Annotated in this window: 13 protein-coding genes; 4 read left to right on the top strand and 9 right to left on the bottom strand. The window is 72.1% G+C overall.

Annotated features, from left to right (window positions below; translation table 11 throughout):
• Nucleotides 1–3 precede the first annotated feature (3 nt).
• From nuoL to nuoN, 3 genes are read left to right on the top strand one after another with little or no spacing between them, the layout of a single operon-like run.
• Nucleotides 4–1,899: an NADH-quinone oxidoreductase subunit L gene (nuoL, locus tag ACZ3X1_RS15695; protein WP_356812031.1), complete on the top strand. Its 1,896-nt coding sequence runs from the start codon at nucleotides 4–6 to the stop codon at nucleotides 1,897–1,899.
• Nucleotide 1,900: 1 nt separating this feature from the next.
• Nucleotides 1,901–3,523: an NADH-quinone oxidoreductase subunit M gene (locus tag ACZ3X1_RS15690; protein ID WP_467279995.1), complete on the top strand. Its 1,623-nt coding sequence runs from the start codon at nucleotides 1,901–1,903 to the stop codon at nucleotides 3,521–3,523.
• A gap of 5 nt (nucleotides 3,524–3,528) precedes the next feature.
• Nucleotides 3,529–5,175 carry an NADH-quinone oxidoreductase subunit NuoN gene (gene nuoN, locus ACZ3X1_RS15685; protein ID WP_390075939.1) on the top strand — a complete coding sequence of 549 codons (1,647 nt, stop codon included), beginning with the start codon at nucleotides 3,529–3,531 and terminating at the stop codon, nucleotides 5,173–5,175.
• A 69-nt stretch (nucleotides 5,176–5,244) separates the two neighbouring features.
• On the opposite strand, the gene ACZ3X1_RS15680 is transcribed toward nuoN, so the two are convergent.
• From ACZ3X1_RS15680 to fahA, 9 genes are all read right to left on the bottom strand, one after another.
• A complete protein-coding gene (locus ACZ3X1_RS15680; RefSeq protein ID WP_467279994.1) occupies nucleotides 5,245–5,844 on the bottom strand; it encodes a Uma2 family endonuclease in 600 nt (199 codons plus the stop codon).
• A 110-nt stretch (nucleotides 5,845–5,954) separates the two neighbouring features.
• Nucleotides 5,955–6,560: a hypothetical protein gene (locus ACZ3X1_RS15675; RefSeq protein WP_467279993.1), complete on the bottom strand. Its 606-nt coding sequence runs from the start codon at nucleotides 6,558–6,560 to the stop codon at nucleotides 5,955–5,957.
• 127 nt (nucleotides 6,561–6,687) lie between these two features.
• On the bottom strand, nucleotides 6,688–9,426 hold the full coding sequence (locus ACZ3X1_RS15670; RefSeq protein WP_467279992.1) for a fumarate reductase/succinate dehydrogenase flavoprotein subunit: 2,739 nt from the start codon (nucleotides 9,424–9,426) through the stop codon (nucleotides 6,688–6,690).
• 11 nt (nucleotides 9,427–9,437) lie between these two features.
• The gene (locus ACZ3X1_RS15665; RefSeq protein WP_467279991.1) at nucleotides 9,438–10,202 is read right to left on the bottom strand and encodes an ABC transporter ATP-binding protein; all 765 of its coding nucleotides are present in this window, start codon (nucleotides 10,200–10,202) and stop codon (nucleotides 9,438–9,440) included.
• Nucleotides 10,199–11,137: an ABC transporter permease gene (locus tag ACZ3X1_RS15660; RefSeq protein ID WP_467279990.1), complete on the bottom strand. Its 939-nt coding sequence runs from the start codon at nucleotides 11,135–11,137 to the stop codon at nucleotides 10,199–10,201. Before ACZ3X1_RS15660 ends, ACZ3X1_RS15665 begins: the two co-directional genes overlap by 4 nt.
• Nucleotides 11,134–12,480: an ABC transporter substrate-binding protein gene (locus ACZ3X1_RS15655; RefSeq protein ID WP_467279989.1), complete on the bottom strand. Its 1,347-nt coding sequence runs from the start codon at nucleotides 12,478–12,480 to the stop codon at nucleotides 11,134–11,136. The genes ACZ3X1_RS15660 and ACZ3X1_RS15655 overlap by 4 nt, the downstream gene beginning before the upstream one ends.
• A gap of 14 nt (nucleotides 12,481–12,494) precedes the next feature.
• Nucleotides 12,495–12,722: a 4Fe-4S dicluster domain-containing protein gene (locus tag ACZ3X1_RS15650; RefSeq protein ID WP_030831630.1), complete on the bottom strand. Its 228-nt coding sequence runs from the start codon at nucleotides 12,720–12,722 to the stop codon at nucleotides 12,495–12,497.
• A 39-nt stretch (nucleotides 12,723–12,761) separates the two neighbouring features.
• Entirely contained in the window at nucleotides 12,762–13,517 is a 756-nt protein-coding gene (locus tag ACZ3X1_RS15645) for a GntR family transcriptional regulator (RefSeq protein ID WP_356812040.1), read from the bottom strand.
• 140 nt (nucleotides 13,518–13,657) lie between these two features.
• Entirely contained in the window at nucleotides 13,658–14,881 is a 1,224-nt protein-coding gene (fahA, locus tag ACZ3X1_RS15640; protein WP_467279988.1) for a fumarylacetoacetase, read from the bottom strand.
• A gap of 141 nt (nucleotides 14,882–15,022) precedes the next feature.
• Here fahA and ACZ3X1_RS15635 point away from each other — a divergent pair, with 141 nt between their 5' ends.
• Nucleotides 15,023–15,841 carry an HAD family hydrolase gene (locus ACZ3X1_RS15635; RefSeq protein WP_356812042.1) on the top strand — a complete coding sequence of 273 codons (819 nt, stop codon included), beginning with the start codon at nucleotides 15,023–15,025 and terminating at the stop codon, nucleotides 15,839–15,841.
• Nucleotides 15,842–15,848 lie beyond the last annotated feature (7 nt).

Below are 15,848 nucleotides of genomic sequence, written 5' to 3'. Positions count from 1 at the left end.
GCTGTGGAGAACCTGATTGCGCTGCTGATCGCGGCGCCCCTGCTCGGAGCGGTGGTGCTGCTCTGCGGCGGCCGGCGCCTCGACAAGACCGGCCACTGGCTCGGCACCCTGCTCGCGGCCGTCTCCTTCGGGATCGGCGTCGCCCTGTTCGCGGACATGCTGGGGCGCGGCGCCGACGACCGGACGCTGACGCAGAACCTGTACACCTGGATCCCCGTCGAGGGCTTCCAGGCCGACATGGCGTTCCAGCTGGACCAGCTGTCGATGACGTTCGTCCTGCTCATCTCGGGCGTCGGCACGCTCATCCACGTGTACTCGATCGGGTACATGGAGCACGACGAGCGCCGCCGCCGCTTCTTCGGCTACCTCAACCTGTTCGTCGCGGCCATGCTGCTGCTGGTCCTCGCCGACAACTACCTCCTGCTGTACTTCGGCTGGGAGGGTGTGGGCCTCGCCTCGTACCTGCTGATCGGCTTCTGGCAGCACAAGCCCAGCGCGGCCACGGCCGCCAAGAAGGCCTTCCTGGTCAACCGCGTCGGCGACATGGGCCTGTCGATCGCGATCATGCTGATGTTCACCACGTTCGGGACGTTCGCCTTCGGGCCGGTGTTCGGCGCGGTGGGCGAGGCCTCGGAGGGCACGCTCACCGCCATCGGCCTGATGCTGCTCCTGGCGGCCTGCGGCAAGTCGGCGCAGGTGCCGCTGCAGTCCTGGCTCGGGGACGCGATGGAGGGCCCGACCCCGGTCTCGGCCCTGATCCACGCGGCGACGATGGTGACCGCGGGCGTCTACCTGATCGTCCGCTCCGCCGCGATCTTCAACGGGGCGCCCGACGCCCAGCTGGCCGTCACCGTCGTGGGCGCGGTCACGCTCCTCTTCGGTGCGATCGTCGGTTGCGCGAAGGACGACATCAAGAAGGCCCTGGCCGGCTCGACGATGTCGCAGATCGGCTACATGATCCTCGCCGCCGGTCTCGGCCCGATCGGCTACGTCTTCGCGATCATGCACCTGGTGACCCACGGCTTCTTCAAGGCCGGCCTCTTCCTCGGCGCGGGTTCCGTGATGCACGGGATGAACGACGAGGTCGACATGCGCAAGTACGGGGGCCTGCGCACGTACATGCCGGTCACCTTCGTCACCTTCGGCCTCGGCTACCTGGCGATCATCGGCTTCCCGGGCCTGTCCGGCTTCTTCTCCAAGGACATGATCATCGAGGCGGCCTTCGCGAAGGGCGGCACCGAGGGCTGGATCCTCGGCGGGGTCACCCTGCTGGGCGCCGGCATCACCGCCTTTTACATGACCCGCGTCATGCTCCTCACCTTCTTCGGTGAGAAGCGCTGGCAGCCGGCCGCGGACGGCCACGAGCCGCACCCGCACGAGTCCCCGAGGTCCATGACCATTCCGATGGTCATCCTGGCCTTCGGGTCGGTCTTCGCCGGCGCCTTCTTCGAGATCGGCGAGCGCTTCCTGAAGTGGCTGGAGCCCGTCACCGGCTACTCCCACGGCAACCCGCCGGTCAGCGCCATGACGGTCACCGCGGCCACCATGGTGATGCTCCTCGTCGGAGTCGGCATCGCCTGGGGGATGTACGGCAAGCGGCCCGTCCCGGTCGTCGCCCCGCGCGGCTCCTTCCTCACCCGGGCGGCCCGCCGCGACCTGTACCAGGACGACTTCAACCACGTCGTGCTGGTGCGCGGCGGGGAGCACCTGACCCGCTCCCTCGTGTACGTCGACCACAGCCTGGTCGACGGCGTGGTCAACGGGACGGCCGCCTCGGTCGGCGGCCTCTCGGGCCGGCTGCGCAAGCTGCAGAACGGCTACGCCCGCAGCTACGCGGTCTCGATGTTCGGGGGCACGGCGGTCCTGATCGCCGCGACCCTGCTGATGAGGGCGGTGTGACATGGACTTCCCGCTTCTGACGGTCACGGCCGCGGTGCCCGCGGTCGGCGCGATCCTCACGGCGGCCGTCCCGGCCGCCCGCCGGACCGCCGCCAAGTGGCTCGCGCTGCTGTTCTCGCTGGCGACACTGGCCCTGGCCGTGCTCGTCGCGGTCCGCTTCGAACCCGGTGGCGACCGCTACCAGCTCACCGAATCCCGCGCCTGGATCCCCGACTTCGGTGTCCGCTACGAGCTGGGCGTGGACGGGATCGGGGTGGTCCTCATCGGACTCACCGCGCTCCTGATCCCCTTCGTGATCGCGGCCGGCTGGCACGACGCCGACGCATCCCCGAACTCTTCGAGCAGGGGAGGCCCCACCGAAACCAGCTCCCAGCGCTGGCGGCCGACCCAGGGCTTCTTCGCCCTGATCCTCATGGTCGAGGCGATGGTGATCATCTCCTTCGAGGCCACCGACGTCTTCCTCTTCTACATCTTCTTCGAAGCCATGCTCATCCCGATGTACTTCCTCATCGGCGGCTTCGGGGACCGGGCCCACACCGGCTCGGACGAGAACGCGGCCGCGCAGCGCAGCTACGCGGCGGTCAAGTTCCTGCTCTACAACCTGGTCGGCGGCCTGATCATGCTGGCCGCGGTCATCGGCCTGTACGTGGTCGCCGGGAACTTCTCCCTCCAGGAGATCACCGCCGCCCGGGCCGCGGGCACCCTCGACATGGCGACGAACACCGAGCGGCTGCTGTTCCTCGGCTTCTTCTTCGCCTTCGCGGTGAAGGCCCCGCTGTGGCCGCTGCACACCTGGCTGCCCAACGCGATGGGCGAGTCCACCGCGCCCGTCGCCGTACTGATCACCGCGGTCGTCGACAAGGTGGGCACCTTCGCGATGCTCCGCTTCTGCCTCGGGCTCTTCCCCGACGCCAGCAAGTGGGCCACGCCGGTGGTCCTCGTACTGGCGCTGGTCAGCATCGTGTACGGGGCGCTGGTCGCGGTCGGGCAGCGGGACATCAAGCGGCTGGTGGCCTACGCCTCCATCTCGCACTTCGGCTTCATCATCCTGGGCATCTTCGCGATGACCTCCCAGGGCCAGTCCGGCGCCACCCTCTACATGGTCAACCACGGCCTGTCGACGGCGGCGCTGATGCTGGTGGCCGGCTTCCTGATCTCGCGGCGCGGCTCGCGGCTCATCGCCGACTACGGCGGCGTCCAGAAGGTGGCCCCGGTCCTCGCCGGGACCTTCCTCATCGGCGGCCTCGCCACCCTCTCGCTGCCGGGCCTCGCACCCTTCGTCAGCGAGTTCCTGGTGCTGGTCGGCACGTTCGCCCGCTACCCGGTCGTCGGGATCATCGCCACCGTCGGCATCGTGCTGGCCGCGCTCTACACGCTCGTGCTCTACCAGCGCACGATGACCGGGCCCGTGAAGGAGGAGGTCCGCACCATGCCGGACCTGCGCCTGCGGGAGGTGCTGGTGGTCGCCCCGCTGATCGCGCTGCTGATCGGGCTGGGCGTCTACCCGAAGGTCCTCACCGACATCGTCAACCCGGCGGTGGAGCACACCATGTCGGACGTGAAGCAGACGGACCCGGCGCCCGAGGTCGCCGTCGAAGCCAAGAACGGGGAGGAGGCGAAGTGAGCACACTGACTTCCGCCCACAGCCTGTGGACACTGGCGGCCGACACGCCGGCCGACCGGATCCCGGCGCCGACCATCGAGTACGCACAGCTCGCTCCCACGCTGATCGTGGTGGGCGCGGCCGTCGTCGGGATCCTCGTGGAGGCCTTCGTGCCCCGCAGGGCCCGCTACTACGTCCAGGTGTTCCTGGCCCTCGCCGCGCTGGCCTCGGCCTTCGCCGCGGTGGTCGGCCTCGCGGCCGGCGGGTACGGCTCGGCCAAGGCGCACGTCGCCGCGATGGGCGCCATCGCCGTGGACGGCCCCGCGCTCTTCCTGCAGGGCACCATCCTGCTGGCCTCGGTCGTCGCGGTCTTCACCTTCGCCGAGCGGCGCCTGGACCCGGCCGCACACGGCAACCGGGTGGACTCCTTCGCCGCCCAGGCGGCGTCGGTACCGGGCAGCGACAGCGAGAAGGCCGCCGTCAAGGCGGGCTTCACCACCACCGAGGTCTTCCCGCTGGCCCTGTTCGCGATCGCGGGCATGCTGATCTTCCCTGCGGCCAACGACCTGCTGACGCTGTTCGTCGCCCTGGAGGTCTTCTCCCTCCCGCTGTACCTGCTCTGCGCCGTCGCCCGCCGCCAGCGGCTGATGTCGCAGGAGGCCGCGGTGAAGTACTTCCTCCTGGGCGCCTTCTCCTCCGCCTTCCTCCTCTTCGGCATCGCGCTGCTCTACGGCTACGCGGGCTCCGTGTCGTACGCGGTGATCGCCGACGTGGTGGACGGCACGATCACGAAGATCGACCCGGCGCTGGCCGGCACCATGGGCAACGACGCGCTGCTGCTCATGGGCGGCGCGCTGATCCTGACCGGCCTGCTCTTCAAGGTCGGTGCGGTCCCCTTCCACATGTGGACCCCGGACGTCTACCAGGGCGCCCCGACCCCGGTCACCGGCTTCATGGCGGCGGCGACGAAGGTGGCCGCCTTCGGCGCCCTGCTGCGGCTGCTGTACGTGGTCCTGCCGGGGCTGCGCTGGGACTGGCGCCCGGTGATGTGGGCGGTGGCCATCGTCACGATGCTGGCGGGCGCGGTGATCGCCGTGACCCAGACGGACGTCAAGCGGCTCCTGGCGTACTCCTCGATCGCGCATGCCGGCTTCATCCTGGCCGGTGTGATCGCGACGTCGGCGGAGGGCGTCCAGTCCGTCCTCTTCTACCTGCTCGCCTACTCCTTCGTGACGATCGGCGCGTTCGCGGTGGTCACGCTGGTGCGCGACGCGGGCGGCGAGGCGACGCACCTGTCCAAGTGGGCCGGTCTGGGCCGGCGTTCGCCGCTGACTGCGGCCGTCTTCGCGGTGTTCCTGCTGGCCTTCGCCGGCATCCCGCTGACGTCGGGTTTCACGGGCAAGTTCGCCGTGTTCAGCGCGGCGGCCGAGGGCGGCGCGGGAGCGCTGGTCGTGGTCGGTGTCCTGTCGTCCGCGATCGCCGCGTTCTTCTACATCCGGGTGATCGTCCTGATGTTCTTCAGCGAGCCGAAGGCCGACGGCCCGACGGTGGCCGTCCCCTCGCCGCTGACGATGACGACCATCGCGGTGGGCGTCGCGGTCACCCTGGTCCTGGGCCTGGCACCGCAGTACTTCCTGGACCTGGCCGGGCAGGCGAGCACGTTCGTCCGCTGACCGGCTCACAGGCCACGGCGAAGGGCCCGGCTCCCTCGGGGGGAGCCGGGCCCTTGGCTGTGTGCGGGTCTACTCGGCGGTGCGCCGTTCGGGGGTGATGGATGTCAGGTCGAGGTCGATGTCGAAGGGGGACGAGACCTTGAGGCGGTCGTGGAAGATTCCTGCAGTCCCGTAGCTCCGGGTCGACGGGTCCAATTCGTACACGTAAACCACGGCCCGGCCGTCCTTGTTCTCCACCCGCCAGAAGTGAAGAATGCCTGCTTCTGCGTACTTGACCGGCTTGACGCCACGATCGCGGCCGACGGACTGGGGCGAGACCACTTCGATGGCCAGGTGAACGGACTCCGCAGGGAGCCGGGTCTGGTTCAGATCGCCCACGGCGCTTTCGTCCACGACAATGAGATCGGGTTCGGGACGGTTGTGACGGTCGATGTCGATCGTGAACTCGCGGAACACCTCCAGGCCCGGTGGCTGCTGATCCATGAGGTGCCGGGTGAGGAAGTTGACCGCGCGCATGTGAAATCGAGTCTGCGGACTCACGAAGACCAGGCTCCCGTCGATCAACTCCGTGTGCGGAGGCAGATTCGGAAGCGTGTCCAGGTCGTCGGCGGTCCAGCCGCCCGGCGGGGGGAGCGGCCAGCTGTGTTCCGGGTTCATCAGTGCTCCCATGAGCCGGAGTCTCGCGAGTGCGACCAGCGTATCGCCGGGGATCCGCGGAACACCGTCCTGATGAGTGAGTCATGTGCGCATGACACTTGACTCCACCTGCGGGCGCGGGCTCAGTGGGCGTGGGCGGAGGCCGGCTTGCCCGGAGTGGCAGCCTTCTTCGGGCAGGTCAGGGCCGGGTTCCAGTTGTGGAAGCGGCCGGCCGGGTTCTCCCTGTACGCCCACATGTGCAGGTCGTAGTGCTTGGGCATGCCCGCCCAGTGGCCAGGCATGGGGCCGTCGAAGGGCAGGCCGAACATGCTCGGCCGGTCGTCGGCGGTCTTCAGGTCCTGGTCCCGGTCGGTGGACATCCACTCCACCGTCTCCAGCCTGCGGCGGCCGCTGCGGTCCTTGTCCTTGCTGTAGAGGAGCGCGGTGGGCCTCGCGGGGTCCGTCGAACCCCAGTTGGCCTGCTTGACGTAGTGGTAGTTCATGGCGCCCACCCCGAACGGGTTGCTCATGCACTGCTCGCCGTGCGGGACGTACCCGTCCTTGATGGCCTGCCGCTCGTCCGCGTACTTCGCCGTCGCCGCGATCGCCGTCGCCATGTCCCGCATGGCCTGCGCGTTGCGCGGGTCGGGCGCGGGCCCCTCGACCCCGTGCGCCGGGGCCACGGCGGTCAGGCCCAGCGACACGGCGGCCGCGCAGGTGACGAGGGTCCTCAGGCTGCGTACGGTCATGGCGGCGGCTCCTCGCGGTGGGGGTACGGGGTACGGGTTCCGTTTCCATACGGTCCGTCCACCATCCCGGGCCGCCCCGCCCGGCGCACGCGGCGCGCCTCCGAACGGGGCCCGGCCGCCCCGCCGGTCAGGCGCGGGCCGCGTACGCCCGCACGTCCGCGTCGGCGTCACCGACCGCCGTGGCGAGGGCGGCCCGGGCCTCCGCGGAGTCCCGGTGCGCCAGCAGGGCGAGCACCGCCGCCTTGCGGACGTCCGCGTCCGTGTCGGCCAGGGCCTTCGCCAGCGCCGGCACCGCCGCCTCCGCGGCGGCCGCCGACAGTCCGGCCGCCGCCCCCGCACGCACCTGCCACGCCGGATCGGCCAGCGCTGCCACCGCCGTACGGGCGTACCCGCCCGGGCAGCCCACCGCGGCCAGCGCACCCAGCGCCGCACCCCGTACCAGCGGATCGGCGTCCGACAGCAGCGGGTCCAGCGGCGCCGGTGCCGGGTCGCGCACCGCGGCCAGGCCCTTGGCGACGGCCACCCGCACCTCACGGGCCGGGTCCCCGGCGGACGCGGCCAGTTCCGCCGCCGCGTCCACGGACACCAGACCCCGCACCGCGTGGATCCGTACGTCGACCTCGGCGTCCGCGAGCGCGGCCGCGTACAGCCCGGCGTCCCCCAGCCGCAGCGTCCGCAGCGCTTCGAGCGCGGCCGAGCGCACCGCCGGGTCGGGCACGGCCAGGGCCGCCCGCAGCCCCGTGCCGAGCTCGGGCCCGCCCGGCAGGACCTCCAGCAGCTCGCGCAACGCGGCCGCGGCCGCGGCCCGTACGGCGGGGTCGCAGTCCGCCAGCCGCTCGGCCAGCGCCGGTCCGGCCCCGGCCGGCACGGTCTCGCCGAGCGCGGCCACGGCCGTGGTGCGGACGGCCGGATCGGCGTCGGTCAGGTAGGGGCGCAGGGCGCCGAGCTCCGGGGACTCCTCGGCGAGCGCGAGGAGTTCGAGGATCCGCGGCGAGGAGCCGGCGGCAGTCCCGGCGGTGCCCGCCGCGGTGTCCGCGGGGTCGCCGGCGGACGTCGCCGCGGCGGCAGAGCCCGTCCGCGCCGCCGGAGGCGTACGCCGCGGCCCGGCCGTCGCCACCGGCACCAGCGCGACCTCGCCCAGGTGCCGCTCGGGGCCGCCGAGCGGGCTGAACCCGTCCACCGGCACCAGGTACGGCTCCACCGGCCGCGCGGTGAACTCCATCGTCCCCGAAGCGGACTTGCGCAGGTCCAGATGGTGCAGCCAGCCCGAGTCGTCCCGCTCCGGATGGTCGGTCCGCTCGTGGTACAGCCCCCAGCGGGACTCCGTACGGGCCAGCGAGGCCCGCGCTGCCATCTCCGCGCAGTCCCGGATGAACGACACCTCCGCGCACCGCATCAGCTCGTGGGCGGTGGTGGCCCCCATCTCGCCGATCTCCCCGCTCATCCGGTCGAAGGCCTCCACCGCGAGGGACAGCTTCGCGCCCGTCTTCGGCGGAGCCACGTAGTCGTTCACGAACCTGCGCAGCTTGTACTCCACCTGCGGCTGCGGCGGCCCGTCCGGATGCCGCAGCGGCCGGTAGACCAGCTCGTGCGCCGCCGCCAGCTGGTCCGCGGGCAGGGCGCCCTCGTAGGGCCGGTACCGGGCGGCGTCCGCACCCGCCAGGTCGCCGAAGACGAAGGCCCCGATCATGTAGTTGTGCGGTACGGAGGCCAGGTCACCGGCCGCGTACAGCCGCGGGACGGTCGTGCGGGCGTGGTCGTCGACGCGGACGCCCGAGGCCGAGTGGCCGCCGCACAGGCCGATCTCCGAGATGTGCATCTCGATGTCGTGGGTGCGGTAGTCGTGGCCGCGGTTCGCGTGGAAGGTGCCGCGGGTCGGCCGCTCCGTGGTGTGCAGGATCGATTCGAGGGACGCCACCGACTCCTCCGGGAGGTGGCTCAGCTTCAGGAACACCGGGCCCCGGTCCGAGGCCAGTTCGGCGGCGAACTCGGCCATCATCTGCCCCGACCAGTAGTCGGAGTCCACGAACCGCTCGCCGTGCCGGTTGACCTGGTAGCCGCCGAAGGGGTTCGCGACGTACGCGCACGCCGGCCCGTTGTAGTCCTTGATCAGCGGGTTGATCTGGAAGCACTCGATACCGGTCAGCGCGGCGCCGGCGTGGTAGGCCATGGCGTAGCCGTCACCGGCGTTCGTCGGGTTCTCGTACGTGCCGTACAGGTATCCGGAGGCCGGGAGTCCGAGCCGCCCGCAGGGGCCGGTCGCCAGGATCACCGCCCCGGCGCGCACGGTCACGAACGCGCCGGTACGGGTGTTGAACGCGGCCGCGCCGATCGCCCGGCCGTCGTCGGGCGCGGTCAGGACCCGCACCGGCATCACGCGGTTCTCGATCCGGATCAGCTCGCGCATCTCCCGGCGCCGCAGCTGCCGGTAGAGGACCTTCTTGACGTCCTTGCCCTCGGGCATGGGCAGCACGTACGAGCCCGACCGGTGCACCTGGCGCACCGCGTACTCGCCGTGCTCGTCCTTCTCGAACTTCACCCCGTACGACTCCAGGCGCTGCACCATCGCGAAGCCGCGGGTGGCCGTCTGGCGGACCGTGGACTGGTCGACGACGCCGTCGTTCGCGCGGGTGATCTCGGCGACGTAGTCGTCGGGCTCGGCGCGGCCGGGCACGACCGCGTTGTTGACCCCGTCCATGCCCATGGCGAGGGCGCCGGAGTGGCGGACGTGCGCCTTCTCCAGCAGCAGTACGCGCGCCCCGCGCTCGGCGGCGGTCAGCGCCGCCATCGTGCCGGCGGTGCCGCCCCCGATGACGAGGACGTCGCAGGAGATTTCCTCGGCGTCGCCGAGCGCGGGGATGTCCATGGTGCGGCCCTTCAGAGTGAGTTGATGATCTGCCGGCGGAGTCCGGCGTGCGCGGCGCCCCGGTCCCGCGGGGCCGGAACCGCCACCACCGCGCCGGCGCCGAGCAGCGCGACGCGGTCACCGAGGAAGAGCGCCTCGTCCACGTCGTGGGTGACGAACACGACGGTCGCGCCGGTGCCCGCGAGGACGTCCACGAGGAGGTCCTGCATCTCGGCGCGGGTCTGGGCGTCCAGCGCGCCGAAGGGCTCGTCCATGAGGACGGCCCGGGGGCGCGCGGCGAGCGCGCGGGCCAGCTGGACGCGCTGGCGCTGCCCGCCGGAGAGCTGGTGCGGCAGTTTGCGGGCGTGCCCGGCCAGACCCACGCGCTCCAGCCACTCCCCGGCGGTACGCCGCCGGGCGGCCCGGGCGTTCCCGCGGATGGCGAGGGGGAGTTCGATGTTGGCCCGCACCGTGCGCCAGGGGAGCAGGGCGTCGTCCTGGAAGACCAGCGCCCGGTCGGCGGACGGGCCGCGGACCGGAGTGCCGTCCTGTTCCACCACGCCGTCGAGCGGCGGCAGCAGCCCCGCGAGGGTGCGCAGCAGCGTGGACTTGCCGCATCCGGACGGGCCCACGACGGCGAGCACCTCCCCGGGTTCGACCACCAGGTCGACCCCGTCGAGCACCGTGTTCCCGCGGTGCCCGAGCCGTACGCCGCGCAGTGCGAGCCCGGCCCCGGGCGGGCCCGCGTCCCCCGCAGCGCCGGCATGGGTCCGGGCGTCCGACTGGGTCAGGCTCATGGGGTCACCTCTCGGGTCCGCTCGGGGAAGGTCTCAGGTCCGGAACGTGGCACCGCCGGGCCGGCCGCGCCGGCCGGGCCCGTGACGGCCGCGAGCGGCTCGCGGGACGGGCGCCGCGCGCTCCGGCCAGCCCGGGCCCGGGCGGCGGAGGACGGTACGGGGCCCGAGGAGTCGCGTGAGGGCAGCCACCGCGTCAGACGGCGGCCCGCCCGCTCCACGGCCGTGGACGTCAGCCAGCCCAGCGCGCCGATGGTGACCATGCCGACGAAGACGCCCGGATAGTCGACCACCGTGTAGTCCTGCCAGGTCCGGTAGCCGACTCCGTACTCGCCGGAAATCATCTCCGCCGAGATCACGCAGATCCACGAGACGCCGATGCCGACCGACAGGCCCCCGAAGACGCCCGGCAGGGCACCCGGCAGGACCACCGAGAACAGCACCCGCCCCCGGCCGCCGCCCATCGTCAGCACGGCCTCCTCCCACACCGGGCTCAGCGCCCGCACCGCGTGCCGCGTCGAGACCACGACGGGGAAGAACGCGGCTGCGAAGGTGATGAAGACGATCCCCTGCTCGTTGGAGGGGAACAGCAGGATCGCCACCGGCACCAGCGCGATGGCCGGGACCGGCCTCAGGACCTCCAGCAGCGGGCCCAGCAGGTCCTCAGCGATCCGGGACCGCGCCACCGCCGTCCCCACCGCGACTCCCAGGACCGCGGCGAGCGCGAAGCCCGACACGATCCGGCGCACGCTGGAGCCCAGGTCCTGCCAGTACGCCGCCTGCCGCGCACGCTGCCCGAAGGTCGAAGCCACCTCGCCCACCGTCGGGAACTGCTCGAAGCGCAGCCACAGGTTCACGTCCAGCGAGGTCAGCCCCTGCCACAGCAGCAGGGCCGTGCCGAGCGAAGCGGCCCGCAGCGCCCACCGGCCGGCCGTCATGACGCCAGGGCCCCGGCCTCGGCGAAGCCCACGATCCGCGCCCCCGACCCCTGGTGCGCGTCGACGTACGCCTTCGCGCCCGCCGGGGTGACGAACGCCCGCAGCTCCGGCCCCTCGGCCACCCACACGGCCTTGTCCGCGAACCACAGGGTCCCGGTCACCGCGTCCGGCACGTACGCCGCCCGGACGTCCGCGTCCCGGGCCGCCTTCAGCAGCTCGCGCGGAGAGTCGAAGCTCTGCGTACGGGTCTGGCCCTTCAGCCACAGCTCGGAGCGGGCGGGAGCCGCCACCGGGTACGGCTGCGTGCCCGCCGCCGCCCGCTTCAGGGGCTCCGGGTCCACGAAGGCGTCCACGTCGACGTCGGGGACCAGCCCCGCGTCCTTCAGCACCGGCACGTCCTGCTTCAGCGCGTCGATCAGCTCCGGGCGCAGCGCCGGGTCGAAGGTCGCGATGCCGTTCGCCCCGTTGTAGAGGTACACCACCTCCGCGGGCAGCCCCGTCTCCTTCGCCACCGACTCGGCCGCCGCCACGGGCTCCGCGCGCAGGTGCTCGGTGGCCTTGCGCTGCGCCCGCAGGAAGTCCTCCAGCACACCGGGCCGTTCCTTCGCGAACTTCTCCCGGACCGTGACCCCGTGGAAGGTCGGCAGGTTCAGCTCGGCGCCGTCGTACAGGGCCTTCGCCCGGCCCTCGTACGCCAGCTGCCCCGGCCACGCCACGAACTGCGAGAGGGCGTCCACGCTGCCCGCCTGGAGCGCCGAAGCACCCACGCTCGGCTGCTGGTTGAGCTTCTCGATCCCGTTCGATGGGTCGATCCCGGCGCGCCGCAGGGCCCGTACGAGCGTCCCGTCCGCGGCGGAGCCGACGCTGGTCGACACCTTCTTCCCGCGCAGGTCGGCCAGCGACTGGAGCTTCGAACCGGGGCCGGTGACCACGGTGTTGAGGCCGCCGCGCAGGTTGTAGCCGGTCACGGAGACGAGCCGGGTGGGCTGCTTCAGCTCCTTGCCGCGGGCGGCGTTGATGAGGAGCGGGAAGTCGCCCATCGACCCGATGTCGATCTTCCCCGCGGTCATCTGCGCGGTGATCGGGGCGCCGGTGGCGTAGTCCTGCCAGTCCACCTTGTACGTGACGCCGTCCTTCGCGCCGCGCGCAGCGAGCTCCTGCTCGAAGTAGCCGAGGGAGCGCAGCAGGGTGCCGGCGGTGACGGTGTTGATGGTCTTGGACTGGTAGCCGACGGTCACGGTGACCGTCCTGGAGCCGGCGGCTCCGGCGGAGCCCGAGCAGGCCGCGGCCAGGGGGGCCAGCAGCAGGGCGAGCGCGAGCGGCGCGACTGCCTTCGTACGCATGGGTGTGGGACCTTTCACCGGAGCAGGTAGGGCATGTTGACGGTGACCGCGCCGGTGGGACAGCGGGCGGCGCAGGGGCCGCAGTACCAGCACTCGTCGACGTGCATGTACGCCTTGCCGTCGTCCTCGCGGATCGCGAGCGAGTCGAGCGGACACATGTCGACGCACAGGGTGCAGCCGTCGATGCACAGGGACTCGTCGATGGTCACGGGCACGTCGCCGCGCTGGGGGACCAGAGGCATGGCTGTCTCCAGGAAGGTGGGTACGCAGGGGTTGAGAGCTCAGAGCGAGCGGCGCAGCAGGCCGCTCATGGTGATCCGGTCGCCCCGGAAGCGGATGAACTCCAGGTCCACGGGCCGTCCGTCGGCCAGGTGGGTGAGCCGCTCCAGCATCAGGACGGCCGCCCCGCGCGGGGCCTGGAGCACGGCGGCGGAGTGCGCGTCGGCGTTGACGGCTTCGAGGGTGATCTCGGCGTGGCCGAGCGGCTGGCCGGTCTGCTGCTCCAGCAGCCGGAAGACGTCGGTGTTCTCCAGGTCGCAGCCGAGCAGCGCGGAGCCGATGTCCAGGGGGATGTAGGTGAGGTCGAGGGAGAGCGGCAGCCCGTTCAGGCGCCGCAGCCGTTCGATGTAGAGCACGTCCGTGTGCTCGGGCAGGCCCAGGCGGTGGGCGACCGGCGCGGGCGCCGGCACCGGGCCCGCGGTACGGACCTCGTTGGTGACGGTGCCGTGCTCGTGCAGGGTCTCGGCGAGCCCCTGCAGGCGGTCGAGGCCGTGCGGGTACTTCTCGCAGACGACGACGGTGCCCACGCCGGGCTGCCGTTCCACGAGCTGTTCGCCGCGCAGCAGGTCGAGGGCCTGGCGAACGGTGTTGCGGCTGGCCCGGTAGTCGGCGGCGAGGGCGTTCTCCAGCGGGAGGACCCCGGTGGGGAAGGCGCCGGAGAGGATCTGGTGGCGCAGCAGGTCGGCGAGCTGCCGCGCCTGGTCCGCGCGCAGTCTCCGCCGCCGCGCGGCGTGGTCGAGGCTGCGTTCGGCTGGCATGGCACGGAACATACCGACGGTCCGCGGACGGTGGTGTTGCAGCAGTATTGCGCCACCAGGGGGCTCCTGCGTACCCCCTGTGACCTGCGGCTTCGACGGGGTGGTGGAAAGATCCGCCACCCCGCCGACCAAGGGGTGGACTACGCGGTGCCCACGATGCGGCCGATGACCTCGCCCAGGCCGACGCGCGTGCCGTCGGGGCCGGGGGCCCAGGCGGTGAGGGTGACGGTGTCCCCGTCCTCCAGGAAGGTGCGCTTGCCGTCGGCGAGCTCGATGGCGTCGCGGCCGTTCCAGGTCAGCTCCAGCAGCGAGCCGCGCTGGCCGACCTCGGGACCGCTGACGGTGCCCGAGCCGAAGACGTCGCCGGTGCGCAGGGAGGCACCGTTGACGGTCATGTGCGCGAGCTGCTGGGCGGCGGTCCAGTACATCGTCGCGAACGGCGGCTGCGCCACCTCCTGCCCGTTGATGGAGACGGTGATGTGCAGGTCGAAGCCGCCGGGGCGGTCGACGGCCGCGTCGTCCAGGTAGGGCAGGAGCGGGAAGTCCCGGGCGGGCGGGGCCACGCGGGCGGCGTCCAGGGCCTCCAGCGGGGTCACCCAGGCGGAGACGGAGGTGGCGAAGGACTTGCCGAGGAAGGGGCCGAGCGGCACGTACTCCCAGGCCTGGATGTCCCGCGCCGACCAGTCGTTGAGGAGGAACAGCCCGAAGACGTGGTCCTCGAACGCGCCCAGCGGCACCGGACGGCCCAGCTCGGAGGGGGCGCCGACGACGAAGCCGACCTCGGCCTCGATGTCGAGCTTCACGGACGGCCCGAAGACGGGCGCCGGGTCGGTGGGCGCCTTGCGCTGCCCGGAGGGCCGTACGACGTCGGTCCCGGAGACCACGACGGTCCCGGAACGGCCGTGGTAACCGATCGGCAGGTGCTTCCAGTTGGGCGTCAGCGCGTCGCCGTCCGGGCGGAACATCCGTCCGACGTTGGTGGCGTGGTGCTCGCTCGCGTAGAAGTCGACGTAGTCGGCGACCACGTACGGCAGGTGCAGCACGACCTCGTCCAGCGGCAGCAGGTGCGGCTCGACCGTGGGGCGGTGGCCGGGGTCGGTCACCCAGGCGGTGAGCGCGCGCCGCACGTCGCGCCAGGCGGTGCGCCCGGCGGCCAGCAGCGGGTTGAGGGAGGTGTGGCCGAGCAGCCCGGCGTACGGGGAGCCGAGCGCGACCGCTGCCGCTCCCGCGTCGAGCACGTGCCCGCCGATGCGCACACCGATCCGGCGGCGCTCCTCGCCGACGGTCGAGAAGACGCCGTAGGGGAGGTTGTGCGGCCCGAACGGGTCGCCCTCGGGGACATCGAGGGGGCTCTGCTGGGGCATGGGGTACTGCCTCGCTTTCGACGCGGTCCGGGGGTGTCCCGGGGGCTGGTTGACACGTTACGTGGCTGAGGGGGCGCGTGGGAGGCCGGATTCGCGCTCTATTTGTAGGACTTGTCCAAAGGGGTCCGTATCCTTGGCGCCGTGACTTCCGCGCCTCTTCCGGCCCTCCCCTACGCCTTGATCGCCACTGACCTGGACGGGACTCTGCTGCGTGCCGGGGACACCCTTTCAGCCCGATCCCATGCGGCTCTCGACGCGGCCCGGGCCGCCGGCGCCCGGCACATCATCGTCACCGGCCGTCCCGTTCCACAGGTCCGACACGTCTTCGACGCACTCGGCTACACGGGGCTCGCGGTGTGCGCGCAGGGCGCGCAGGTGTACGACGCGGCGCGCGGCCGGCTGCTGCACTCCGTGTCCATGGACCGGGAGCTGGCGGAGGTGGCCCTCGGCAAGATCGAGGCGGAGGTCGGCGAGGTCTACGCGGCGGTCAACCAGGAGGGCCTGTACGCGGAGATGCTGATGGGTCCGGGCTACCGGATGTGGCACCCGCACCTGCCGACGGTGCGGGTGGCGCGGCGGTCGGGCCTGTGGTCGGCGCCGATCAACAAGGTGCTGCTCCAGCACCCCGAACTGGACGACGACGAGCTGACGCGGGTGGCGCGGACGGTGGTCGGGGACCTGGTGAACGTCACGATGGCGGGGGAGCACACGGTGGAGCTCCAGCCGCCGGGCATCGACAAGGCCAGCGGGCTCGCGCGGGCGGCGGACGTCCTGGGGGCGTCCCCGGCCGGGACGATCGCCTTCGGGGACATGCCGAACGACGTGCCGATGTTCGCCTGGGCCGCGCACGGGGTGGCCATGGCCAACTCCCACCCCGAGCTGGTGGCGGTGGCCGACGAGCTGACGCTGTCGAACGAGGCGGACGGCGTCGCGGTGGTGCTGGAGCGGTTGTTCGGCTGACCGCTGG

It is taken from the genome of Streptomyces sp. NPDC023541 (genome assembly GCF_055559995.1).
The sequence above is the reverse complement of the archived record's forward strand: the minus strand, read 5'-3'. Positions and strand labels throughout refer to the sequence as shown.